The 23,609-nt window shown below is 58.8% G+C and carries 17 protein-coding genes and 8 pseudogenes; 24 read left to right on the forward strand and 1 reads right to left on the reverse strand.

Translation table 11 applies throughout. The features are described 5' to 3' along the window. Positions 1-35: 35 nt before the first annotated feature. The 18 genes and pseudogenes from JCM25146_RS04845 (at position 36) to gloA (ending at position 17,993) form a co-directional block, all read left to right on the forward strand. Positions 36-2,273, forward strand: coding sequence for a RelA/SpoT family protein (locus JCM25146_RS04845; protein ID WP_025826284.1), 2,238 nt, complete (start codon positions 36-38; stop codon positions 2,271-2,273). Continuing rightward, positions 2,270-2,676 (forward strand): annotated as a pseudogene (acpS, locus tag JCM25146_RS17295) (holo-ACP synthase). Before JCM25146_RS04845 ends, acpS begins: the two are co-directional and overlap by 4 nt. A gap of 75 nt (positions 2,677-2,751) precedes the next feature. Further along, a pseudogene (lepB, locus tag JCM25146_RS17300) lies at positions 2,752-3,553 on the forward strand (signal peptidase I). Continuing rightward, positions 3,553-4,293 (forward strand): ribonuclease III, encoded by a 741-nt coding sequence (rnc, locus tag JCM25146_RS04860; protein WP_025826286.1) that lies wholly within the window; start codon positions 3,553-3,555, stop codon positions 4,291-4,293. Before lepB ends, rnc begins: the two are co-directional and overlap by 1 nt. Positions 4,294-4,303: 10 nt before the next feature. Then, a complete protein-coding gene (gene era, locus JCM25146_RS04865; protein ID WP_025826288.1) occupies positions 4,304-5,203 on the forward strand; it encodes a GTPase Era in 900 nt (299 codons plus the stop codon). A gap of 119 nt (positions 5,204-5,322) precedes the next feature. Then, the gene (pyrH, locus tag JCM25146_RS04870; protein ID WP_025826290.1) at positions 5,323-6,060 is read left to right on the forward strand and encodes a UMP kinase; all 738 of its coding nucleotides are present in this window, start codon (positions 5,323-5,325) and stop codon (positions 6,058-6,060) included. A 78-nt stretch (positions 6,061-6,138) separates the two neighbouring features. Continuing rightward, a complete protein-coding gene (gene frr / locus JCM25146_RS04875) occupies positions 6,139-6,660 on the forward strand; it encodes a ribosome recycling factor (protein ID WP_051544026.1) in 522 nt (173 codons plus the stop codon). 63 nt (positions 6,661-6,723) lie between these two features. Then, positions 6,724-7,465, forward strand: a pseudogene (gene uppS, locus JCM25146_RS17305) (polyprenyl diphosphate synthase). Further along, positions 7,462-8,291, forward strand: a pseudogene (locus JCM25146_RS24815) (phosphatidate cytidylyltransferase). Before uppS ends, JCM25146_RS24815 begins: the two co-directional pseudogenes overlap by 4 nt. A gap of 66 nt (positions 8,292-8,357) precedes the next feature. Next, entirely contained in the window at positions 8,358-9,515 is a 1,158-nt protein-coding gene (dxr, locus tag JCM25146_RS04890) for a 1-deoxy-D-xylulose-5-phosphate reductoisomerase (protein ID WP_025826295.1), read from the forward strand. A 34-nt stretch (positions 9,516-9,549) separates the two neighbouring features. Continuing rightward, the gene (gene rseP, locus JCM25146_RS04895; RefSeq protein ID WP_081774757.1) at positions 9,550-10,665 is read left to right on the forward strand and encodes an RIP metalloprotease RseP; all 1,116 of its coding nucleotides are present in this window, start codon (positions 9,550-9,552) and stop codon (positions 10,663-10,665) included. A 166-nt stretch (positions 10,666-10,831) separates the two neighbouring features. Continuing rightward, positions 10,832-13,248: pseudogene (bamA, locus tag JCM25146_RS17315) on the forward strand (outer membrane protein assembly factor BamA). Positions 13,249-13,252: 4 nt separating this feature from the next. Then, positions 13,253-14,125, forward strand: coding sequence for an OmpH family outer membrane protein (locus tag JCM25146_RS04905; protein WP_025826298.1), 873 nt, complete (start codon positions 13,253-13,255; stop codon positions 14,123-14,125). A 2-nt stretch (positions 14,126-14,127) separates the two neighbouring features. After that, positions 14,128-15,213, forward strand: coding sequence for a UDP-3-O-(3-hydroxymyristoyl)glucosamine N-acyltransferase (gene lpxD, locus JCM25146_RS04910; protein WP_025826301.1), 1,086 nt, complete (start codon positions 14,128-14,130; stop codon positions 15,211-15,213). Positions 15,214-15,253: 40 nt separating this feature from the next. Further along, a pseudogene (gene fabZ / locus JCM25146_RS17320) lies at positions 15,254-15,729 on the forward strand (3-hydroxyacyl-ACP dehydratase FabZ). Between the two features lie 129 nt (positions 15,730-15,858). After that, on the forward strand, positions 15,859-16,716 hold the full coding sequence (gene lpxA, locus JCM25146_RS04920) for an acyl-ACP--UDP-N-acetylglucosamine O-acyltransferase (protein ID WP_025826303.1): 858 nt from the start codon (positions 15,859-15,861) through the stop codon (positions 16,714-16,716). Then, complete coding sequence (locus JCM25146_RS04925) at positions 16,713-17,564, forward strand: LpxI family protein (RefSeq protein WP_025826305.1); 852 nt, start codon at positions 16,713-16,715, stop codon at positions 17,562-17,564. The genes lpxA and JCM25146_RS04925 overlap by 4 nt, the downstream gene beginning before the upstream one ends. Positions 17,565-17,603: 39 nt before the next feature. Beyond that, positions 17,604-17,993, forward strand: coding sequence for a lactoylglutathione lyase (gloA, locus tag JCM25146_RS04930; protein WP_025826307.1), 390 nt, complete (start codon positions 17,604-17,606; stop codon positions 17,991-17,993). A 6-nt stretch (positions 17,994-17,999) separates the two neighbouring features. Here gloA and JCM25146_RS04935 read toward each other — a convergent pair whose 3' ends face one another. Next, positions 18,000-18,443 carry a hypothetical protein gene (locus tag JCM25146_RS04935; protein ID WP_035371998.1) on the reverse strand — a complete coding sequence of 148 codons (444 nt, stop codon included), beginning with the start codon at positions 18,441-18,443 and terminating at the stop codon, positions 18,000-18,002. Positions 18,444-18,543: 100 nt separating this feature from the next. On the opposite strand from JCM25146_RS04935, the gene rpmH reads away from it, so the two are divergent. From rpmH to dapD, 6 genes and pseudogenes are all read left to right on the forward strand, one after another. Continuing rightward, entirely contained in the window at positions 18,544-18,678 is a 135-nt protein-coding gene (gene rpmH, locus JCM25146_RS21240; RefSeq protein ID WP_081774758.1) for a 50S ribosomal protein L34, read from the forward strand. 24 nt (positions 18,679-18,702) lie between these two features. Then, positions 18,703-19,080 (forward strand): ribonuclease P protein component, encoded by a 378-nt coding sequence (gene rnpA, locus JCM25146_RS04940; protein WP_025826311.1) that lies wholly within the window; start codon positions 18,703-18,705, stop codon positions 19,078-19,080. Positions 19,081-19,211: 131 nt separating this feature from the next. Continuing rightward, positions 19,212-20,980, forward strand: a pseudogene (gene yidC / locus JCM25146_RS17325) (membrane protein insertase YidC). Continuing rightward, positions 20,980-21,648, forward strand: coding sequence for a ribosome biogenesis GTP-binding protein YihA/YsxC (gene yihA, locus JCM25146_RS04950; RefSeq protein WP_242400938.1), 669 nt, complete (start codon positions 20,980-20,982; stop codon positions 21,646-21,648). Before yidC ends, yihA begins: the two are co-directional and overlap by 1 nt. Before the next feature lie 39 nt (positions 21,649-21,687). Continuing rightward, positions 21,688-22,604 (forward strand): annotated as a pseudogene (argB, locus tag JCM25146_RS17330) (acetylglutamate kinase). 129 nt (positions 22,605-22,733) lie between these two features. Beyond that, a complete protein-coding gene (gene dapD / locus JCM25146_RS04960; protein WP_025826314.1) occupies positions 22,734-23,582 on the forward strand; it encodes a 2,3,4,5-tetrahydropyridine-2,6-dicarboxylate N-succinyltransferase in 849 nt (282 codons plus the stop codon). Positions 23,583-23,609: the final 27 nt, after the last annotated feature.

Below are 23,609 nucleotides of genomic sequence, written 5' to 3' on the forward strand. Positions count from 1 at the left end.
GCCCCGGTTGAGGTATCTGCACCCCCGTGTCCACCATGGACCGGGTGGGGGAAATTGGCTGCGAGCGGCTGGTTGCCAAAGTGCTCAGCTACGCACCGCAGGCCGATGTACAAGCCATTCGTCGGGCGTTTGATGTGGCCTACAAGGCCCATCAGACCCAGATGCGCGATAATGGCGACCCCTACATAACCCACCCTCTGGCTGTCGCCATGATTCTGGCGCGCTTCAGGCTGGATGTGCAGTCCATCTGCACCGCTCTGCTCCACGATACTATTGAAGATACCGGCGTGACGTATGACACGCTGAAGTCTGGCTTTGGCCCCGTTGTGGCCGATCTGGTGGACGGGGTCACCAAGCTGACACGACTGGAACTCCAGTCCGACCGTACCAAGCAGGCTGAGAATTTTCGCAAGCTTGTGCTGGCCATGTCCAAGGACATTCGTGTTCTTCTGGTCAAGCTGGCGGACCGCCTGCACAACATGCGTACGCTGCATTTTGTGGAGCGGCAGGACCGCAGGCAGCGCATTGCGCGTGAGACGCTCGATATTTACGCGCCACTGGCTGAGCGTATTGGTATGGACCGGGTCAAGACCGAGCTCCAGAACCTGTCGTTTGCTCAGCTTGAGCCCGAGGCTGATACCACCATCCGCACACGCCTGAACTACCTGCGCGGGCAGGGGGCGGATGTGATCGAGGACGTGCGGCGCGAACTTCTGCGTCTGTGTCATGAGGCCGGGCTGAAGGATGCTCAGGTCTCGGGGCGAGAAAAATCGCCTTATTCCATATGGGAAAAAATGCAGCGCCGGAATGTGGCGTTCGAGCAGTTGTCCGACATCATGGCGTTCAGGATGATCGTGGACACGCGCGAGGACTGCTACATGGCGCTTGGGGCCGTGCATGCCGCCTATCCCATGATTGCGGGGCGCTTCAAGGACTATATTTCCACCCCCAAAGCCAACGGTTACCAGAGCCTGCATACGGGTGTGACACTGCGCTCCCCGCGTAATCAGAAGATAGAAGTGCAGATCCGCACGCAGGCCATGCATGACGTGGCTGAAAACGGTGTGGCTGCACACTGGGTTTACAAGGAAGGGGGCAGCAGCCCGGAGGAGGGCGGCTACGGTGGCGTGCGCCGTCCGCGCTGGGTACAGGATCTGCTGGAAATTCTGGAAGCGTCATCCGCGCCGGATGAGTTTTTGGAGAATACCAAGCTTGAGCTTTATCAGGATCAGGTTTTCTGTTTTTCGCCCAAGGGGCAGCTTATCTCGCTCCCGCGTGGAGCCACGCCGGTGGATTTTGCCTATGCGGTGCATAGCCAGATCGGGGATACCTGCGTAGGGGCCAAGGTAAATGGTCGCCTTATGCCGCTCAGGCATGAGTTGGAAAACGGCGATCAGGTCGAAATCATGACCGCCCGTGGCGGCGCGCCCTCCCCCTCGTGGGAGCGGTTTGTTGTCACGGGTAAGGCGCGCGCGCGTATTCGCCGTTATGTGGCGCAGCAGCAGCGTCAGGTTTCGTTGGATAACGGGCGTGCGGCTTTGGCCAAGGCCTTCCGTCAGGAAGGTGTGGATGGCTCCGAAAAAATCATGGAGACCACACTCAAGGCGCTCAAGCAGAGTTCCTTGTCAGACCTGTATGTGGCTGTTGGCACCAGCAACCTGAATGCGCGTGACGTGGTGCATGCAGCCTATCCGGAACTGCGGCGTGTGCAGCGTGTGCCCCGTATGTTGGCCGGTCTGCCGGGTGTTCTGGGTACGGCGGGGCCACGCCCCCGTGGTGCGCCTGCAACACGCCGCCCGTCAGGCGGGGCTGTGCCGCTGGTCGGGCTTGGGGCAGGCGTTGCCGTGCATTACGCAGCCTGCTGCCACCCCCTGCCGGGGGACCGCATTGTGGGGGTTGTGGCAACTGGCAAGGGTGTGACCGTGCATACACGCAATTGCCAGACGCTGGAGAGCTTTGCCGCAACGCCCGAGCGCTTTTTGGATGTGGACTGGGACTACGATGCCATGGCCCGCACAGGTGGTGCCGGGCAGATGCGGGTTGGCCGGATTACCATTGTGGCGGGGAATGAAGGCTCGGTTCTGGCGTCCATTACCAACACGATCTCCAAATGTGATGCGGCCATGGTCAACCTCAAGATTGTGCATCGCCAGCTCGACTTTACGGAAATCCTGCTGGATGTGGAGGTGCGGGATCTGCGCCACCTCTCCTCCGTTATTGCGGGCCTGCGCGCCGTCTCGGGCATTATGCAGGCGGATCGGGCCAAGTCATGACCCTGCTGGCAACGGGTGTGGACCTGTGCGACATGCGGCGGATTGAGCAGACCATCGCCCGCTTTGGTGAGCGTTTTCTGGACCGTGTGTTTACCCCTTATGAGCGTGCCAAGCAGAGCGTCGGGTTGGTGCTGCCAGAATAGGCACCTACGCCAAGCGCTGGGCCGCAAAGGAGGCCTGCGCCAAGGCGCTGGGTACGGGCTTTGCCCACGGAGTTGCGCAAAGCCAGATCGGGGTGGAAAACCTGCCATCAGGCCAGCCTGTGCTGGTGCTTAGCGGTGCTGCGGCCCAAAGACTGGCGGAGCTGGTGCCTGCGGGCTATGAGCCTGAACTGATGCTGAGCATGACCGATGAGCCACCTTATGCGTTTGCACAGGTGTTTATCTCGGTCCGCGCGGGTTGACATCACACCAAGCGCACGGCTTGATCCAGCGGATTTTATTTTTCTGGCACGATTATGGGAGCAGATGGGCAGCGCATGAGTAAACCGGAGACTTCTCCTACTGGAGCGCAGCACGCTGTAACTCTCAGACATGCTGTGGTGGAGTATGTGCGCACAATTCTGACGGTGGTGATCGTCGTTGTTTTTGTGCGTACGTTCCTGTTTGAATCCTTTGTTATTCCTCGGGGTCCATGATTCCGACCTTGCAGGTGGGGGATTACATATGGGTTTCCAAATACAGTTACGGCTATTCACGGTTTTCGCTGCCGTTCTCGCCTGATCTGTTCAATGGCCGTGTCTGGGCGGGGCAGCCGCATCGGGGCGATGTGGTCGTGTTCCGCTTCACCAAGGACGCATCCATTGATTACATCAAACGGGTGATCGGTCTGCCGGGGGATCATATTCAGGTCATTGGGGGGCAGTTGTATCTTAATGGCGCGCGGGTACCTGTGTGCAGCCGCACCCGTATGTGGCTCAGGATGAAACGCGCATGCCCATGGAGGGCGAGGCCTGCACGGAAGAGCTGCCATTGCGCGATGACAAGGGCGTGGTTCGGCATGACATTCTCAAGCTGACCAATGATGGCCCGCAGAATGATACGCCCGAATATGTGGTGCCGCCGGGCTACTTCTTTGCCATGGGTGACAACCGTGATGACAGCGCAGATAGCCGCTTTATGGGCGATGGACCAAAGGATTTAGGGTTTGTGCCCATGGAAAACCTTGTGGGCAAGGCGCAGCGCATCTTCTTCTCCGTGGAGGCGGCACACCCCATCTGGCAGGTCTGGTACTGGCCGGCGGAAATCCGCTGGGCGCGACTGCTCAAGGGCGTGATGTAATGAGTGCAGACCCCTCCACGCCCCAGTATCAGGCATCCATGGCGTTGCAGGAGCGTCTGGGCTACCGTTTTGCCAACCCTTCCTTGTTGCAGGAGGCGCTGACTCACCGTTCTGCGGCACATCAGAAGGCGGGTGGGCGCAGGCGGAACAAGGCCAAGGGCGCAGGCTCCAACGAGCGGCTGGAGTTTATCGGGGACCGTGTTCTGGGTCTGCTTATGGCCGAACTGCTGCTGGAGCGGTTCCCCGGGGAGCAGGAAGGGGCTTTGGGCTCCAGACTTGCCCATCTGGTTTCACGTGCAACACTGGCCGATATTGCCGATCAGCTTGGTCTGGCCGATGCCTTGTCCGTTGCCGAGCATGAGGCCCGCGCAGGCGTGCAGACCGCAGCCAATGTGGTGGCCGATGGGCTGGAGGCTGTGTTGGGTGCAGTCTTTCTGGATGGTGGGCTGGCTCCGGCGCGCAAAATTGTGCGCGCATGCTGGAAGCGCATATTGGACGCGCAGGCGCTCCCCCCCAAAGACCCCAAAACGGCCTTGCAGGAGTGGGTTCTGGGACGCGGGCAGGGGCTACCGTATTATGAAACAATAGGAGCCGATGGTCCCTCGCATGCGCCGCAGTTTGTGGTGCAAGTCAGTGCGGGTGGGGATTCGGCGCAAGGATGCGCAGGTAGCAAGCGGGCAGCAGAAAGTTCTGCCGCAGCAACCCTGCTGGAAAAACTTGGAGGCAGCCATCAGGGCTGAGGCAACAGGCATGACACAAACAACACGCTGTGGCTTTGCGGCACTGGTGGGTGCACCAAACGCTGGCAAGTCCACACTGCTTAATCGTATGGCGGGTGCAAAACTTTCCATTGTTTCTCCCAAGGCGCAGACAACGCGGTTCCGGGTGCTGGGTATTCTTATGCGTGGGGCCAGTCAGATTCTGCTGGTGGACACGCCGGGAATTTTCAAACCCCGGCGCAAGCTGGACCGGGCTATGGTCGCAGCAGCATGGAATGGTTCGGATGATGCAGATATTACCCTGCTGCTGGTCGACTCCCGCTCGGGCCTGACCGAAGCGGTACAGGAGATTATCGATCGTCTGGCCCAGACTGGCCGCACCACATGGCTTGTGCTGAACAAGACAGACCTTGTGCCCGCTTCCGCACTGCTACCCCTGACCGCAGCAATTACGGAAAAACTGCCGGTTGAGCATGTGTTTATGGTCAGCGCGCGCACAGGTGGCGGGGTAGAGGATCTGCTGGATAAGCTGGCCTCCAGCCTGCCCGAAGGGCCGTATCTGTATCCCGAGGATGACCTGACCGACCTGCCTGACCGCCTGCTGGCGGCAGAACTGGTGCGTGAGCAGATTTTTATGCAGACGCATGAGGAAGTGCCCTATGGCACCACGGCGGAAACGGAGAGTTTTCAGGAACGTCCCGATGGGTCCGTGCGGATTGAAGTGACCATTTACGTCGGGCGCACCGGGCATAAAGCCATTCTTATCGGGAATGGCGGGCAGAAGATCAAACAGATTGGCGAGCGCGCGCGCAAGCAGCTTGCCGGTCTGCTGGAACGGCCCTGCCACCTGTTTTTGAACGTCAAGGAGCGTTCCGGGTGGGACGAGGAGCGGGCCCGCCTGCGTGCGATCGGGTTGGATGACGTGCCATAAAGCACGGCTTGGCGCTTGTGGCCATCCGCCTTGGAGGATAAGAGAGAGCGATCTGAGACGCCACGACATCTGCGTGGCGCAGGTCTGTTTTTTGTCGGACTTTGCATGATTGAGGGCCTATGACTGCTTCTGTCGCTGAAACGCCAAACCGTAAACGTGTTTTGCTCAAGGTGTCAGGCGAAGCCCTGATGGGCGATGGCGCCTTTGGAGTGGAGCAGAAGACGGTCGAGCGTATTGCCAAGGATGTTGCCGAGGTTGTTCGTAGCGGCACGGAAGTGTGTCTTGTTGTGGGCGGTGGCAACATTTTTCGTGGGGTAGCGGCTGCCGCCAAGGGCATGGACCGCGCGCAGGGTGACTACGCGGGCATGCTGGCAACCGTGATTAACGCGCTGCTGCTCCAGAACGCGCTTGAGCGTGAGCTTATAACAACGCGGGTTATGTCCGCTATCCATATGTCATCCGTAGCTGAGCCCTACATACGGCGCCGGGCCGTGCGGCATATGGAAAAAGGGCGGGTTGTTATTTTTGCTGCCGGGACAGGTAACCCCTTCTTTACCACGGATACGGCGGCCGCCCTGCGTGCTGCGGAAATGGAATGCGATATTCTGCTTAAAGGCACACAGGTTGATGGTGTCTATTCCGCTGACCCCAAGCAGGATCCCAGCGCTACACGGTATGATGAACTGACATATATGACAGTTCTTTCCAACCAGTTGAGTGTCATGGACGCTGCAGCCATCAGCCTTGCGCGGGAAAATCGGCTGCCGATCATTGTGTTCAATATCGGCGAGGAAGGTTCGTTCGGCCGTGTCATGCGTGGCGAGGGCGCTTTTACGCGCATTATCGAAGCAACCTGACGTACAGCCTCTGAGAAAAAAACGGGAGAAACCACCGTGTCTGACTTGAATGACCTGCTTGATGACCTCAAGCGCCGCATGGATGGCGCACTGGAAAGCCTGCGCCGGGACTTTTCGGGCCTGCGCTCGGGGCGTGCCAGCCCCGCGCTGCTCGAACCCGTGCGGGTGGAAGCCTATGGTGGTGAAGTGCCGCTAACGCAGGTTGCTTCCATTGCCGTGCCGGAAGCGCGGATGATTACCGTGCAGGTCTGGGACCGTGTTCTGGCGGGTGCGGTAGAACGTGCCATTCGGGATGCCGGCCTGGGGCTGAACCCGGCGGGTGAGGGGCAGACCATCCGCGTGCCGATCCCGCAGTTGACGGAAGAACGTCGTAACGAGTTGGCAAAAGCCGCAGCCCGTTATGCTGAAGGTGCCAAAATTGCCGTGCGCGGTGTGCGCCGTGACGGCATGGACAAAGCCAAGGGCTTTGAAAAAAAGGGCGATATCAGTCAGGATGACGTCAAGACATGGTCTGACGCCATACAGAAAACGACGGATCAGTATGTGAAAAAAGTGGATGACATGCTGGCTGAAAAAGAGAAGGAAATCAAACAGGTCTAAGGGCCTGCCCGGCTTGGGCTGCCCCTTGCCCCGCTGAACTGAAACGGTGGATTTTTTCCTGTTATGTCTCTCCAGTTAGCCGACAAAAAGCCGTCGGTACCTTCGCATGTCGCCATTATCATGGATGGCAATGGCCGCTGGGCGTGCGAGCGGGGTTTGCCGCGTCTGGCGGGGCACCGTGCCGGAGCGGAGGCTGTGGGGCGGTGCATCAAGGCGGCCATTCAGCGGGGTGTTCCCTACCTGACCCTGTATGCGTTTTCATCCGAGAACTGGTCGCGTGGCCCCAAGGAGGTATCGGACCTGACCGGCCTCCTGCGCTACTACCTGCGCCATAAGGTGAAGGAACTGCATACAGAAGGTGTGTGCCTGCGCTTTATTGGTGATCTGAGTCGCTTTGAGCCTGCCTTGCGTGATGAACTGTCACGGGCTGAGGCCATGACCCGCAATAACAAACGGCTGGTTCTTCTGCTCGCCCTTTCCTACGGTGGACGGGGGGATATTATGCAGGCGGTGCGGCGTGTTGCGCAGGAAGTGCGCGACGGCTGGCTGACGCCAGACCAGATTAACGAAGACCTTTTTACCAACCACCTGTGGACCGCAGGCCGTGCCCGACCCCGATGTGATGGTGCGCACGAGTGGTGAATATCGGCTTTCCAATTTTCTGCTCTGGCAGAGCGCATATGCCGAACTTGTTTTTCTTGACGTGTTCTGGCCTGATTTTAACGAAGGGCATTTTGCAACGGTGCTTGACCTTTATGCCCGCCGCGAGCGGCGTTTTGGCGCCCGGCCATCGGCATCCGCATGACGGGGGCGGAACAATCCAGCGCATGGCGTGACCTGCGACCGCGTGTTCTTTCTGCTCTGGTCATGGTGGTGGTCGCCGGGGGCTGTATTGGCCTTGGTGGCATTGCCTATACACTCATGGTTCTGCTGGCCATGGGGGGGATGGCGGCAGAAGCTGCGGATCTTTTCAGGCTGCGGGTGCAAAGCCTGCGTGGCGGGCTGTATGTGCTGTGGGCGGTTTGTGCCGGTCTGTCTGCCGCGGCGGGGCATTGGGGTTATTTTATCCTGTTCTGCATTAGCGCCTGCGTGTTTGGCGCACCGCTTTGCGCAGTCATGAGTGTGATCATCATGCAGGTACGGCTCTGCTCTGGCTCCGGCAGGACAGTGTGTGGCCTGTCCTGTTTGTTGTCGCCGTGGTGGTTGCGAGCGATACCTCGGCCTATATGGCCGGGCGGATGATCGGTGGACCAAAGCTTGCGCCGCGCATCTCCCCCGGCAAAACCCGCTCTGGCGCGCTTGGCGGCCTTGTGGGCGCTGTTCTTATGGGGGGGGCGGTTGCGCTCCTGTCCGGGTTTGGTGGGGCTGGCTCCGCCTTGGTCTGGGGGGGGCTTCTGGGCCTGTCCGCCCAGACCGGTGATCTGGTGGAAAGTGCGATGAAGCGGGCTCTGGGGGTCAAGGACTCCGGCACGCTGCTGCCTGGGCATGGTGGTCTGCTTGACCGGTTTGATGGTCTGGTCATTGCAGCACCTGTTGCTGCCGCTATCTCCCTTGCCGTGCCGGGAGCGCCATTCTGGAGCGCTGGCCTGCATGACCTTGCCCATGTCCTTGTTACTGGCATGCCGGGTTAGTCGCGTTATGGCTCTGTGGCCTAGGCTGTCAGGGCATCTGTTATTTTTGGGTGTGGAAGACAAAGCATGAGAACCGTAACCGTTCTGGGGACTACCGGCAGCATTGGCTGCTCCACCGTGGATCTGCTGGAGCAGGCGCGGGAGCAGTTCCGGGTGCGTGCGCTTGTGGGGGGCAAAAATGCCGCCAAACTGGCCGAGCAGGCGCGGAGTCTGAAGGCGGAACTGGCAGTTCTGGCGGATGAGAGCGCATACCCCGAACTCAAGGCCCTTCTGGCCGGGAGTGGTGTGGAGATCGCCTGTGGCCGCAAGGCGGTTATTGAGGCCGCCGCCCTGCCTGCGGACTGGACGATGGCCGCCATTACGGGGGCAGCCGGTCTGGAACCCACCCTTGCTGCGGTTAAGAACGGCAACAGCATAGCGCTGGCTAACAAGGAGGCGCTGGTCTGCGCAGGGGACGTGATGCTCCGTGCGGTGCGCGATGCCGGGGCCACGCTGCTCCCGGTCGATTCCGAGCACAACGCCGTTTACCAGTCTATGGCGGATCGGCAGGCTGATCAGGTTGAAAAAATTATTCTTACGGCCTCAGGTGGCCCCTTCCGCAATGCTTCGCTTGATGTCATGCGGGCTGCAACACCTGCTCAGGCGCTCAAACACCCGACATGGAGCATGGGGGCCAAAATCAGCATCGATTCCGCCACCATGTTCAACAAGGGGCTAGAAGTGATTGAGGCCGCCCGTATTTTTGACCTGACGGAAGACCGGATTGACGTGCTGGTGCACCCCCAGTCGGTTGTGCACGGCATGGTGCAGTACACCGATGGCAGCCTGATCGCCCAGATGGGCTCGGCGGATATGCGTATCCCCATTGCCCATGCACTGGCCTGGCCCCAGCGCATGCCCACCACATCCTCCCGTCTGGACCTTGCCGCTTTTGGAACGCTGGAGTTTATTGCTCCTGACGAGGTGCGCTTTCCCGCTCTTCGTCTTGCGCGGCAGGCTTTGCGGGCGGGCAAGGCGGTTCCGGCTATCCTGTCTGCTGCCAATGAGATTGCTGTTGAGGCATTTCTTGCGGAACGGATCGGTTTTCTGGACATCGCACGTGTGGTGGAAGAAACCATGGACACTCTGGGAGCCCCCCCGGCTGATACGCTGGACGCGGTCCTGCATTGGGATGCGGAGGCCCGTCGGGTTGCCCTGCACCTGATTTCCGCCGCAGTCGCTTGAGAAAGCGGCCTTCACTCCCGATATCGGAGGAATGATGATGATACATGATTATCTGCGCACCCTGATTTCCTTCGTTTTTGTGCTGGGCGTTCTGGTCACTTTCCACGAACTTGGGCACTACCTTGCCGCGCGCTGGCGTGGCGTGCATGTGGAGGTGTTCTCGCTCGGGTTCGGCCCCGCCCTGTTCAAATGGCAGGACAGAAGCGGGACAGAGTGGCGCATATGCCCGATTCCTCTGGGCGGTTACGTGCGCCCGCACGGGTTTGATGACCCCGAGGATGCAACGCCGGAGCAGAAGGCTGCATGGATTCCGGGTCGCACCTTCCACGACAAGTCGGTCTGGTCACGGGCCATTGTCATTCTGGCGGGGCCTGTTTTTAATTTTATTCTGGCTTTTGCGCTGTTTGTGCTGCTGTTTGCTACAACCGGCCAGCCCCATGTGCGCAACGAGGTCTCCTCCGTCATGCCCGGCAGTGCCGCGCAGAGTGCCGCCTTGCAGAAGGGCGATGTGATCCTGCGGATTGGCACACATGATGTGGCCAGTGTGGAGGACGCGCAGGCCACAGTGGCGCAGGAGCCAGGGCAGCAGACAACACTGCTGGTGCAGCGTAATGGCCAGCAGATGGATATTCCCATTACCATTGGCACTACGCAGGATTCGCATGCAGGTGGTCCTGCCCGTGGCCTTCTGGGGGTGGTGTTTGCGGTTGAACCGGGCAAGCCATTGCCTTTGCCGCAGGCTATTGGCGCAGGTGCGCAGGCCACATGGAAGACGGTTACGCAAACCCTGAATGGGGTGTGGCAGATCTTCAGCGGCCAGCACACGGCGCGGGATTTGGGCGGTCCACTCAAGATCGCCCAGCTTTCTGGTCAGGTCGCGCAATATGGCTTTGCCAGCCTGTTGTCCTTCATGGCGTTGCTGTCTGTTAATCTGGGTCTTATCAATCTCTTTCCCGTTCCACTTCTTGATGGTGGACGTCTGGTTTTTTATGCCATAGAGGCAATAAGAGGACGCCCAGTTTCCAAGCGGGTGCAAGAGGTTAGTTTCCAGACCGGGTTTGCCTTGCTGGCGGGTCTGTTTCTGTTTTCGACGTTCAACGATCTGTCCAGCTTCGGGCTGTTCAGGTGGGTTGCATCGCTCGCGGGTTGATAGTGAACTGGACTGGAAGGGTAAGGCTTGCGTGACAAGGGTAAATTCGGATACGTCCCTTGCGGGCGCGACAGAAACGGGGGATGGGCTTCCGTGCTGAACCGACCCGGATGGAGGGAGGCAGATCTTGGCGGGTAAACGTTCGGCCCTGTTCGTTTCTGTCTGCATGTTGCCTTTTTTCCTGATCGAGGGACGGGGGGCTATGGCCGCCCAGAACCCGGACACACAGGCACCAGCAGCTGTTGTTGCATCGCCTCAGGGCGATTCCGAAGGTGCCGGGCCACAGCCCGATGCTGCACCCGCACAGCCAGCGCCAGTTGGCGTGATTGATGAGATCCGTGTCTCAGGCAATACCCGTATCGAGACCAATACGGTTCTGTCCTACATGGTTGTCCGTCCGGGCGACCCGTTCACGCAGGATGACCTCGACCGGTCTCTTAAGACCCTGTACGCAACAGGGTTGTTCAAGGACGTGACCTTGCGCCGCGAGGGCAATACGCTGCTCGTGAAGCTGAAGGAAAACCCGATCGTCAACCGGATCGTGTTCGAGGGTAACCACGCCGCCAAGGATGAGGACCTGCGCAAGGTGCTCTCCCTGCGCCCCCGTGCGGTGTTCTCGGCGGAAACAACGGCGGATGACCGGCAGCACATTCTGGAGGTCTATGCCCAGAAGTCGCGTTTTGCGGCTGTGGTTACGCCCCAGATTGTCCGTCTGGCCCATAACCGTGTGGACGTGATCTTCCAGATCAATGAAGGCCCGAACACAAAAATTCGTAAAATCGCGTTTGTCGGGAACAAGGCTTACAGTGAAGCTGAACTTGCCGGTGTTGTTTCCTCCAAGGAAACGGCTTGGTATCACTTCCTCGGTTCGTCAGACGAATATAACCCCGAACGCGTAAAATATGACGGGGAACTGCTGCGGCGCTTTTACCTGCACAATGGTTATGTGGATTTCCAGATCAAGGATGTAAAGGGTGAGCTGTCTCCTGACCGCAAATCTTTTTACATCACCATCACCATGGACGAGGGCATACGCTACCGTCTGGGTAAGGTGGATATCCGCTCCAGCCTGCGGCATGTGCCTGCCAAATCCCTACGTAAATACGTCGAGCTGTTTCCACACCAGTGGTATGATGGCAAGGCCGTGCAGGATAACGCAACGGATATAGAGGAACTGCTCCAGTCGCAGGGTCATCCGTTTGCGGTGGTGCGCCCGACAATCGCGCGTAACCCCGAAAAACGCATTGTCAATCTGCTCTTTGACGTCAGTGAAGGTCCGCGCCGTTATATTGAGCGGATCGACATCAACGGTAATACCATTACGCAGGACAATGTGATCCGTCGCCAGCTGCCATTTGCAGAAGGCGATCCCTACACGAGCAGCTACAAAAAATACGCCAAGGAAGGGGTTCAGGATCTGGCTACTTCAAAACGGTGGACGTCAAGGATACGCCCGGTTCTTCCCCTGACCGCGCAAACGTGTCTGTCAATGTTGTGGAAAAACCAACGGGTGAGTTCTCACTTGGTGGCGGGTATTCAACCGACGTTGGTATTATCGGTAACGTCGGGCTCAAGCAGCACAACCTGTTGGGCACGGGGATTGACGCCGGGTTCTCGGGCACTGTTTCGTATTACCAGAAGCAGGCTGATCTTTCTGTAACCGATCCGGTCTTCCTCGGGCGGAACATGGTTGTTGGCGCAGATATTTTCTTCATCGAAAATAACTACCAGACATACCAGAACTACTCGGAAGGGCGTTACGGTATTACCCTGCGTATGGGGTATTCGTATAACCGCTATCTCTCTCAGTCGTGGAACTACAGCCTGATCCGCCGATGGGTGAGTAACGCGTGGAGTGAATCCTCACCCTATATTCAGGACCAGATCGGTAAGTCCCTGTTGTCCCAGATCGGGACAACGATCATGTACGACAGGCGCGACAACCGTATGCAGCCGCATAGTGGTTACTTCGTGTCCGTTGGTGGGGATTTCGCTGGTATCGGCGGGGATGAAAACTACGTTCGCGGCAAGATCAATGGTGGATATTACATTCCCCTTGATGACCTGACCAACAGCCATAACTGGACGCTGGCGTTCCGTGGTGGTGCCGGGTACCTGGCCGACTGGGGTAGCCATGGCCGCCATGACGTCATCGATAACTTCTATCTGGGGGGCACCAACCTGCGCGGCTTCCTTGACGGGGGTGCCGGTCCACGAAGCGTTGGGAATGCGACCCATCAGTCTGAAGATCTGATCGGCGGGCGGTTTATGTACAACGCCTCCGCCCAGTTGAACTTCCCCATTCCTTTCCTGACGGATATGGGGGTGGGTGGTCGTACATTCGTGGATATGGGGAGTGTGGCTGGCGTACGCGTCAAGCACTTGTACACCAACCCTGTGACCGATGGCGCGAACTATACGGCAATCTCGGGTGATATGATCAGCCCACGCGTGAGTGCGGGCGCAGGCTTTTCGTGGAAAAGTCCGTTTGGGTTGTTGAATATTGACCTTGGTGTGCCGATCAGACGCAGCTATAATGACCGCACACAGCTCCTTCGCTTCGGCTTCGGCCAGCAATTCTGAGGTAATGATGCGTTTCTGTTCCAAAGCCGCCCTTCTTGGGGCTGTTTGCCTTTCTTTTTCTGTGGCTCTTGTTCCTGCTGCTCAGGCAGAAGGCGGGAATGGTTGGTTTGTGCCCAAAAGCCAGCCTGCGGCACAGGCTCCGCATCCTGCAGCACGTAATGCAGCACCCGCTCCGGTAGCACTTCCTGCTCCTGCGGCTGATAGCCAGGAAGCAGCCGAGCAGGCTCCTCCGGTTCTGCCGCTTCCCCCCATTCCCAGCGCACCTGAAATTGCCAAGGAAGCTCCTCCGCCGACAACCATTATCGGGGTTATCAGCGTATCGGGCGTTATGCGTCAGACCTCAGCTGCCATGCAGGTGGAACGTGTACTTGGTGGCCGCCGTGATGCTCTGGCTCAGGATCTGCAGCGTGAACAGGCTGGCTGGCGTGATGAGCAGCAGACCTTGCAGGCTCAGGCCAAATCCCTGACGTCGGATCAGATTCAGACCCGCGAGCGTAGCCTGCAGGCCAAGGTGATGAAGGCGCAGCGGGATTTCCGCAATCGCAACCGCATCATTCAGGAAGCCGCGCAGGTTTCTCTGGGGCAGATCGAGCGTGAACTGGTGCAGGTTATCCAGAAGGTGGCCTCCGCGCATGGCATGAACCTTGTGCTGCATAGCGAACAGGTTGCCTTGCATGTGGATGGTCAGGACATCACCAACGAGGTGGCCACGAACCTGAACAAGGTTCTGCCCAGCGTCTTTATCCCTGACGCGAATGTGGACCCTGAAGAGCTTGCCAAGTCCGGCAAGATGCCCACCACGGCTGATGGTGATCAGTCTGCAGTTGCTTCCGGGCCTGCTCCTGTGGTTACTCCGGCTTCTGCCGGGAAAAAATAAGCATGGTGGAATGCAGGGCTTCTTCCGGCCCGGCTGATCCGCGTTTTTTTGCGCGTGTCGGGCCATTTGATGCCGCAGTGCTGGCCGAAGCGGCTGGTGCTGAGCTGCGTCCTCCCCGGCAGGGGAGTTTCCCGCAGGAGGGCTATGCAGGCATAGCCCCCTTGCAGGTTGCCCGTGCGCGGGATGTCAGTTTTCTCGATAATCGCCGGTATGCGCATCTGCTGGAGCATACAGAGGCAGGATTGGTGATTGTGGCTCCGGCATTTGCCGAAAAAGTGCCACCTCATTCCGCAGCCCTTGTGACTGCTACTCCGTATCTGGCATGGTCGCGCATTGCGCGGCTGTTTCACCCACAGTCCCGTAGTAAGGCTGGTATCCACCCATCTGCTGTGATTGACCCGTCTGCCGTGGTTGATCCTACAGCCGAAGTGGGGCCATTCGTTGTGATTGGCGCTGCTGTGGAAGTGGGGGCTGGTTGTATTATCGGCTCTCATGCAGTTCTGGCGGATGGCGTGCGCCTTGGGGCAGATTGCCGTATTGGCGCCATGGTTACGCTCTCTCACGCTCTTGTGGGGGATCGGGTGACTATTCTGCCCGGAGCGCGTATCGGGCAGGATGGCTTCGGTTTTGCCGTAGGGCCGGACGGATTTGAGACAGTACCGCAGCTTGGTCGTGTGATTATCGAGCATGACGTGGAGATTGGTGCCAACTCGACCATTGATCGCGGGTCGGTCAACGATACGGTTATTGGCGCGGGTTCACGGCTCGATAATCTGGTGCAGATCGGGCATAATGCCCAATTGGGTCGGTGCTGTATTGTAGTGTCGCAGGCCGGGATTTCGGGTTCAACCGTCTTGGAAGACTACGTGACGGTTGCGGCTCAGGCCGGGTTGATCGGTCATATTCGTATTGGTGCCAAGGCGCGCATTGGTGCGCAGTGTGGTGTTATGTCGGATGTTGAGCGTGGAGCAGATGTCATAGGTAGTCCTGCCATGCCGTTCCGGGAGTTTTTCCGTAACGTGGCGGTGCTGCGCAAACTGGCGAAAAAAGCGTCTGGGTCGACCAAGGACGATTCAGGTAAAGTATGAACTCCGGCTATGGTCCGGTACAGAGGGTGGTTTAGGGGACGTGGAGACAAAACAAGAATCCCGGCAGGACGGACAGACAATCGCAAGTATTGATGTCAACCGTATCATGCAGGCGATTCCTCACAGGTATCCTTTCCTTCTTATCGACAGGATGGAAAATATTGTCCTGGGGGAAGAGGCGACTGGTATCAAGAATGTCTCGGTCAACGAACCGTTTTTCCCGGGGCATTTCCCGGGGCGGCCCGTTATGCCTGGCGTTCTTATTGTGGAAGCCATGGCCCAGACTGCGGCCACGCTTGTGTGCTGTCGCTCGGTGAGGCATTTGAAGGCAAGCTTGTCTATTTCATGACCATAGAAGGCGCAAAATTCCGCCGTCCGGTTGAGCCGGGCGACCAGTTGCGCATCCATGTTGTCAAGGAACGGCATCGCTCCAATGTGTGGAAATTCCGCGGAGAGGCGCGTGTTGATGGTGTTGTGGTGGCGGAAGCGACCTTCAGCGCCATGATCATGGGCTGACTTTTGGCACTTGGTGCGCAGGTCGGGTCAATATATGCTTCAATTCTCTTTGCTTTTTCTGGCAGATGCCGCTGAAGCAGGAGCCCATGCTCTGCGTTGCAGGCAGGCGGAATATAAGGAACTGAAGTGGTGCACGCAGTAGAGGAAGCCAGACAGGCCCGTGTTCACCCAACGGCTTTGGTTGCTCCGGGGGCTGTGCTGGGGCGTGGCGTAGTGATCGGCCCATGGTGCACCGTGGGGCCGAATGCAGTTCTTGATGACGGGGTGGAACTGATCTCCCACGTTGTTGTGGATGGGCATACGCATCTGGGGGCGTATTCGCGTTATTTTCCGTTCTGTACGGTGGGTATGGCACCACAGGACCTGAAATATAAAGGCGAGCCAACCCGGTGCGAGGTCGGTGCCCGCACGGTTGTCCGCGAGCACGTGACCATTCACAGGGGAACGGCCACGGGCTCGGGCCTGACAAAAGTTGGTCAGGATGTGCTGATCATGGCCAATGCTCATGTTGCGCATGACTGCGTTTTGGGCGACCGGGTGATCATCGTTAATAATGTGGTCATGGGTGGCCATGTGACAATCGGCAACGATGCACGGGTTATGGGGTCGGCTGCCATTCATCAGTTCGTCAGAATTGGTCATGCTGCCCTTGTGGGCGGGGTGGCCGGGGTTGAGGCTGATGTTATTCCCTATGGCAGTGTGCTGGGTAATCGCGCCCGGTTGATTGGCCTGCACTGGATATGGTTGCGCCGCAATGGTGTGCAATCGGCCGAAATTCACCGGATGCGTAAAGCCTTTCTCACCCTCTACCCCAAGGTGTGTGGTGATGTGTCTTTTCAGGCCCGTCTTGAGCAGGTGCGCAAGGACTTTTCCGGGAATGATCGCATTCAGGAAATTCTGACCTTTATTGATGCGCCCAGCCACCGGGGGCTGGTACGTCCTGCCCGCGCTGGTGCTGCCGATCAGGCCGAAACAGAAGGCGCGTGAGAGCCGCGCCAGCCGCAGTTGGTATTCTGGCAGGGGGAGGCCCCCTGCCAGCCAGAGTGGCTGAAGCAGCACATGCTGCGGGCATGCCCGTTTTTATCATCGGTTTTGAAGGCTTTGCCGAGCCTGACGTGCTGGCACCGTGGCCGCATGAATATGTGCGTTTGGGTGCCGCCGGGCGCATGTTGGCGCTGCTGCGTGAACACCGCTGCACCGAACTGGTGCTGATCGGGCCTATCCGTCGCCCATCCCTGCGTAGTCTGTGCCCCGATGCCGAGGGAGCGCGTATTCTGGCGCGCCTAGGCAAGGCTTTGTTTGCAGGGGACGACGGGCTACTGGCCGCCCTTGTCCGCATTCTGGGCGAGGAAGGCTTTTGTGTGCGTGGCGCGCATGAATTTCTGTCCCACTCCATTGCGCAGCCCGGGGTGCTCGGGCGGTTTGTGCCCGATGCGCAGGCAATGGCGGATATACGACATGGAGTCCGTGTTGTGCAGGCGCTTGGCAGGCTGGACATAGGGCAGGGCTGCGTGGTGCAAAACGGCGTCGTGCTGGCTGTGGAGGCCATGGAAGGCACGGATGCCATGCTTGTCCGTGCAGGCACCTGCCAGCAGCCAGGCGAGGGGGGGGTGCTGGTCAAGCTGCTCAAACCCGGTCAGGAAAAAAGAGCGGATATGCCAACCATTGGCCCGCAGACCCTCCATAATGCCCATGCGGCGGGCCTGCGTGGGGTCGCGTTCGAGGCAGGGAATACGCTATTGACCGACAGGCAGGCCTGCGAGGCTGAGGCAGAGCGGCTGGGCCTGTTCCTGATCGCCATAGACCCGGAGGCCTGTCTGCGCTCTACACCGTAAAAACAGGCCATATCTATCGGGTCTGAGGGAGAATATGCCGTGTCCAGTTTTTTGCACACCATGGTTCGTGTCCGCGATCTTGAACGCAGTCTGGCGTTTTACACCCTGCTTGGCATGCATGAGTTGCGTCGCAAGGATGTGCCCGCTGGTGAATACACGCTTGTTTTTATCGGGTTCGCGGACAACGCTGCCGGGCAGGCGGAAATTGAACTGACCTACAACTGGGGGCAGGATAATGGGTACGATCTGGGGTCAGGCTTCGGGCATTTTGCCATTGGTGTGCCTGATGTGGCTGCGGCTGTAGAGCGTATTCGCGCTGGTGGCGGCAAAGTTGTGCGCGAGGCCGGACCAGTCAAGTTTGGCACCACGGTTATTGCCTTTGTTGAAGACCCCGATGGTTACCGGGTCGAACTGATCGAGCAGGCATAAGGCCCGCTAGCCTGCCTTACGCTGCTTAAGGCGGGCGGTCAGCCTATCGAGCGAATCATTGATTGTCGCTGCGGCTTTTTCAATGGCAGGGTCGTTGTGGAGCGAGAGTTGCTCCGCGGCCAGCATGGCGGGGGAGACAATGCCCCGTATGTCATGCCGCAGTTTCTGGTCACTGTCTGCTGCTGGCGCTGTCGGGCTGGCAGGGAGGGCTACTGTTGCGGGCTGCGGGGTATTATGGGTACAGACCCATGCCGCAGATGCCGCGCCAAGGCCGATGAGCAGGGCCGTAAGTGGGTGTGATGCCCCAATGCCCATACCCAGAAGATAGGCCAGAACAGGCAGGCAGGTGACGGCCAGAATGGTACGAAGCCGGGAGAATGAGGAGGGCATGCGGCTTTCCATCAGGTGGGTGATCGTGCGCGAATAGTCATGCGACTCTGCACTGCACATTGACGTTCTTCTATCTGAACTTTATAAGCCGCGACTTCAAGAGAGAGTGGCTCGTACGTGGCCACTGGCGAAGCATATTCAAACTGAAGGGAGTGCAGCCATGAAGCGCACTTATCAACCGTCCCGGCTGGTCCGCAAGCGTCGTCACGGGTTCCGCACCCGTTCGGCTACTGTTGGCGGCCGTCGTATCCTGGCAAACCGTCGCTCCAAGGGCCGCAAGCGCCTTTCCGCGTAAGTGTTGTCCGGCAGTCCGGTTTTGATGGACTGGTCTGAAGGTCAGGAGCAGCCAGCGGCAGGGGCAGGCACGTCCATGCGGCTCAAAAAGAGAAAAGAATTTCTCTTCATGGCAGCCAAGGGGCGTAAGGCTCCGGTGTCTGGTCTTGTCCTTCAGCTTTTCAGGCGGCCCGATTCGGACCCCGCGCGTGTTGGCTTCACGGTGACCAAAAAAGTCGGTAATGCCGTGGTGCGTAACCGGGTGCGCCGCAGACTGCGTGAGGTTGTGCGCAGAGTGGAAGCCGATACACCGCTGAATGGGCTGGATCTGGTGCTGATAGGACGTGGCTCCACGCGGGAGCGCGCCTTTGACGCACTGGTGGCCGATTTTCGGAAAGCGTTGAAACTCTGTTTGCGGGATTAGGGCATGCCCTGATTTCTGTAGTTCTGCCGATCCTGCGCTGGAACACGGTTGTGCCGCTCAAGACCACCGTTTTATGCGGTCGTTGAGTTTTCCATTTTTGTTAAGTGCAGGGGGCCAGCAGGCCAGAGCTCATGGATTCAAAACGTCTCATACTGGCAACATTGCTGTCAGCTCTGGTTCTTATCGGGTTTGATTATTTCTTTCCCCAGGCTCCGGCACATCAGCCCTCCCAGCAGGTGACGCAGACTGCGGCCAGCCAGAGCGCTTCGGCTTCTGCTACAGGTGCAGGGCTGGCGGTCGCCCCACGGGATTCCGCGTCAGCAGCTCCAACAGATACCACTGATGGGCCAGATACCCGCATTGCCATTAACGCCCCTTCTGTGCAGGGGAGCATCAACCTGCGCGGCGCACGGCTGGATGATCTGGTGCTCAAGCAGTACCGTGAGACCGTAAAGCCTGACAGCCCGGATGTGCGGGTGCTCAGCCCCGTGGACACCAAGCGGGCTGATTTTGTGGACTTTGGCTGGCGCGCTGCAACCTCGGATGTGCCGCTGGCCCTGCCTAATGCCCGTACATTGTGGAAAGCCTCCGGCACGTTGCTGGATGTGGACCACCCGCTAACACTGAGCTGGGATAACGGCCAGGGTCTGACGTTTGAAGTCGCACTTGGGTGGACAAAGACTACATGTTCACCGTGACCCAGCGCGTGCATAACGCTACGGGGCAGAGTGTGGCCCTTTACCCCTATTACCGTGTGAACCGTGGTTACACGCCGGAAGAAACCGGCGGCATGCTGGTGCATGAAGGCCCGATTGCGGTAATTGATGACCGCCTGAACGAAGGGTCCTACAAATCTGTCCGTAATGATGGGGTCCCGCCTGAAAACGTGGCATGGAGCCATCAGGGTACAGGTGGCTGGGCCGGCATTACCGATAAATACTGGCTGATGGCCATTGTGCCTGACCAGACCGCCAGTGTTGTGGGCACTTATGCGTGGCAGGCCGCTCAGGGGCAGTATCAGGTAGGCTTTACCGCCACCGCTCCGGTGCAGGTTGGTGTGGGGCAGAGTGCCTCCACGCAGGCCCATGTGTTTGCTGGTGCCAAGGAAGTGCGGCTGTTAGAGCAGTATGAGCACGACCTGCATATTCCCATGTTCTGGAAGGCCGTGGACTTCGGGTGGCTTTCCTTCCTGACCCGTCCTGTGTTCTTTGTGCTGGACTGGCTGAACAGCCATTTGGGCAGCTTTGGTATGGCCCTGCTGACCTTTACGGTTATCGTCAAGGTTGCGTTCCTGCCGCTGACCATCAAACAGATGCGCATGACATGGAAGACATCGCGCCTGAAGCCGCAGGTGGACCTGATCCGTGCGCGCCACAAGGATGATCCGGTGGCCATGCAGCAGCAGATTATGATGCTCTATCGCAAAGAGAAGGTCAGCCTGTTTGGCGGCTTCCTGCCCCTGTTCATTCAGGCCCCGGTTTTCTGGTGCCTCTACAAGGACCTGTATGTCACGATTGAAATGCGGCATGCGCCTTTTGTCGGCTGGGTAAAGGATCTGTCGGCACAAGACCCGACCAACATCTTCAACCTGTTCGGCCTTATTCCGTTTGAGCCGACGCATATTCTGCCGGTGCTTACGCTGGGGGCATGGCCCATCCTGTATGGTGCCAGCATGTTTATCATGCAGAAGATCAGTGCGAGTTCCACCAGCATTGATCCCGCACAGCAGAAGGTGATGATGTTCATTCCGCTGCTGTTCACCTTCTTCATGGCGCATCAGCCTGTTGGTCTGGTCATTTACTATTGCTGGAGTAACGTACTGACCGCCATTCAGCAGATTATCATTATGGGGCGTCTCAAGGCTGCTGACGCCAAGCCCCAACTGGTTGCCAAAAAATGATGGAGCAAGTGCCTTCTTTCCGTGAACTGAAGGACAAGGCAGACATTGCCGCCGCCCTGGAGGAAGGGCGGCGGCTTTTTGCCGGTTCATGCGAATTTGTGTTTGGTGCCCAGAAGCTGGGCCAGCTCCCCCCCCAGACGCTGCCCGAAATTGCTTTTGCGGGACGTTCCAATGTGGGTAAGTCCAGCCTGATTAACGCGCTGACGGGGCGCAAGACGCTGGCGCGTGCCTCGTCCGAGCCGGGGCGCACCAAGCAGCTCAACTTTTTTGATCTCGCCCAGCGCCTGATGCTGGTGGATATGCCCGGTTACGGATTTGCCCGCGCCGCCAAATCCGTAAAGGAAGACTGGCAGGAGATGATGTTCGACTACCTGCGCGGGCGCCCCTGCCTGCGCCGGGTTGTTCTGCTGCTGGATGCACGGGTGGAAATGAAAACGCATGACCAAGAGGTCATGAAGCTGCTTGACCGCGCGGCAGTCAGCTTTCAGGTCGTGCTGACCAAGTGTGATGACGTCAAACCCACGGCACTGGTACGCAAACAGGCCGATGTGGAGGCCGAGATCGCACGCCACGCTGCGGCTTTTCCGCATCTCTCTCTTACCAGTAGCCAGACCGGGCAGGGCATTGAGGCATTGCGGGCGGAACTGGCAGAATTTGCCCTGACGTGATCGGGGAAAATGGACAGAAGACGGCAGGATTTTCAGAGCATGACTGAACCCAGACTCCCCCCTTCCAGCGCTCCGCATGACGCCGTGCATGAGGCCGCCGTGCTGGCGAACGCCCTGCCATACCTGCGACGCTACGCGGGGGACACCATTGTGGTCAAATATGGTGGACACGCCATGGGCGATGCGGGTCTGGCCAAGACCTTCGGGCGCGATATTGCTCTGCTCAAGCAGGTCGGTATCAACCTGTTGTGGTGCATGGCGGGGGGCCGCAGATCAACCAGATGCTCAAGCGGCTGGACATCCCCTCCCACTTCATTGATGGGCTGCGCGTAACAGACGCCAATGTGGTCGATGTGATCGAGATGGTGCTGGCTGGTTCGGTCAACAAGCAGGTGGCGGAACTGATCTGCGAGGCTGGGGCGTTGGCCGTTGGTATTTCGGGCAAGGATGGCAAGCTGATCACCGCCCGCAAGCTGCGCCGGACCGTGCGGGACATGGACAGCCAGATCGAACGGGTGCTGGACCTTGGATTTGTGGGTGAGCCTGTCAAGGTTGACCCGCGGGTGATCTATGCGCTGTCCGGCTCGGGGCTGATCCCGGTTATAGCGCCCGTGGGCCTCGGTGAGGACGGTGAGACCTATAACATCAACGCTGATACAGCGGCTGGTGCGGTTGCCGGTGCTGTGCACGCCACCCGCCTGCTGATGCTGACGGATGTACCCGGTGTGCTGGATAAGCAGGGGCAGCTCATCCCCGAACTGACTGCGGCGCAGGCCCGGCAGGCCATTGAGGACGGTGTGATTACCGGCGGTATGATCCCCAAGGTGGAAACCTGCATTGAGGCTGTGCAGGGCGGAGCCAGAGGGGCGGTTATTATTGATGGCCGTATGCCCCACGCCTGCCTGCTGGAACTGTTTACGGCCTCCGGGTCGGGGACACTCATCCGCGCGGAATAACCTCGCGCGTGCGGGGTACTGACCCACGTTGACAGGATAGGCCCCTGTCCGCATGGTCTTTTTCCTCTTTTGTTGCCGGGCGGGCCTGTCGTCCGGTCTGTAATTTTCATTGTTTCTGATTGGTGTGCCATGACAGACGAAACCCTCCGCGCTCATATTGAAAACCTGTGGGAAGAGCGCGACCGCATTTCTTCCGCAACCGTGGGCAAAGACCGTGACGCCATTGAGGCCGCGCTTGAAGCGCTGGACTCTGGTCGTCTGCGCGTGGCTGCTCCGCAGGAAGACGGATGGGTTGTTCATGAATGGCTGAAAAAAGCCGTACTGCTGTCTTTCCGCCTTAACGATAGCCTTGTCATTCCTGGTGGTGCAGCGGGCGCTCCGGCTTATGACAAGGTGCCTCTCAAGTTTGCTGGCTGGGATCAGGCACGTTTTGATCAGGCCGGGTTTCGGGTTGTGCCGGGTGCTGTTGTGCGCCGTTCGGCCTTTATTGCCCCTGGTGCGGTGCTGATGCCGAGCTTTGTCAATGTGGGTGCCCGTGTAGATAGCGGCACCATGGTGGACACATGGTCCACCATTGGGAGCTGTGCACAGATTGGCAAGAACTGTCACATTAGCGGTGGCGCAGGTATTGGCGGTGTGTTGGAGCCGTTGCAGGCTGCTCCGGTTATTATCGAAGACAACTGCTTTATCGGCGCTCGCTCGGAAGTGGCTGAGGGCGTGATTGTGGAACGGGGCTCGGTCCTGTCCATGGGCGTGTTCCTTGGTGCATCCACCAAGATTGTGGACCGGGCAACTGGCGAGATCTACATGGGCCGCGTACCCGCCTATTCCGTGGTTGTGCCGGGTACCATGCCATCCTCCAACCCGGTTGGCCCCGATGGCCGCCCCAACCCCGCTCTGGCCTGTGCGGTTATCGTCAAGCGCGTGGATGAGCGGACCCGCTCCAAAACATCCATCAACGAACTGCTGCGTGACTGAACCGAGCGGTTGTTAAAGGACGAGGCG

Source organism: Acetobacter okinawensis JCM 25146, from assembly GCF_000613865.1.
Classification (GTDB): Bacteria; Pseudomonadota; Alphaproteobacteria; order Acetobacterales; family Acetobacteraceae; genus Acetobacter; species Acetobacter okinawensis.

What these genes read in the sequence shown, in the direction of transcription:
- JCM25146_RS04845 (WP_025826284.1), top strand. Translation starts at nt 36, where the DNA reads ATGGACCGGGTGGGGGAAATTGGCTGCGAGCGGCTGGTTGCCAAAGTG.
- rnc (WP_025826286.1), top strand. Translation starts at nt 3,553, where the DNA reads ATGAGTGCAGACCCCTCCACGCCCCAGTATCAGGCATCCATGGCGTTG.
- era (WP_025826288.1), top strand. Translation starts at nt 4,304, where the DNA reads ATGACACAAACAACACGCTGTGGCTTTGCGGCACTGGTGGGTGCACCA.
- pyrH (WP_025826290.1), top strand. Translation starts at nt 5,323, where the DNA reads ATGACTGCTTCTGTCGCTGAAACGCCAAACCGTAAACGTGTTTTGCTC.
- frr (WP_051544026.1), top strand. Translation starts at nt 6,139, where the DNA reads ATGGATGGCGCACTGGAAAGCCTGCGCCGGGACTTTTCGGGCCTGCGC.
- dxr (WP_025826295.1), top strand. Translation starts at nt 8,358, where the DNA reads ATGAGAACCGTAACCGTTCTGGGGACTACCGGCAGCATTGGCTGCTCC.
- rseP (WP_081774757.1), top strand. Translation starts at nt 9,550, where the DNA reads ATGATGATACATGATTATCTGCGCACCCTGATTTCCTTCGTTTTTGTG.
- JCM25146_RS04905 (WP_025826298.1), top strand. Translation starts at nt 13,253, where the DNA reads ATGATGCGTTTCTGTTCCAAAGCCGCCCTTCTTGGGGCTGTTTGCCTT.
- lpxD (WP_025826301.1), top strand. Translation starts at nt 14,128, where the DNA reads ATGGTGGAATGCAGGGCTTCTTCCGGCCCGGCTGATCCGCGTTTTTTT.
- JCM25146_RS04935 (WP_035371998.1), bottom strand. Translation starts at nt 18,443, where the DNA reads ATGTGCAGTGCAGAGTCGCATGACTATTCGCGCACGATCACCCACCTG.
- rpmH (WP_081774758.1), top strand. Translation starts at nt 18,544, where the DNA reads ATGAAGCGCACTTATCAACCGTCCCGGCTGGTCCGCAAGCGTCGTCAC.
- rnpA (WP_025826311.1), top strand. Translation starts at nt 18,703, where the DNA reads ATGGACTGGTCTGAAGGTCAGGAGCAGCCAGCGGCAGGGGCAGGCACG.
- yihA (WP_242400938.1), top strand. Translation starts at nt 20,980, where the DNA reads ATGGAGCAAGTGCCTTCTTTCCGTGAACTGAAGGACAAGGCAGACATT.
- dapD (WP_025826314.1), top strand. Translation starts at nt 22,734, where the DNA reads ATGACAGACGAAACCCTCCGCGCTCATATTGAAAACCTGTGGGAAGAG.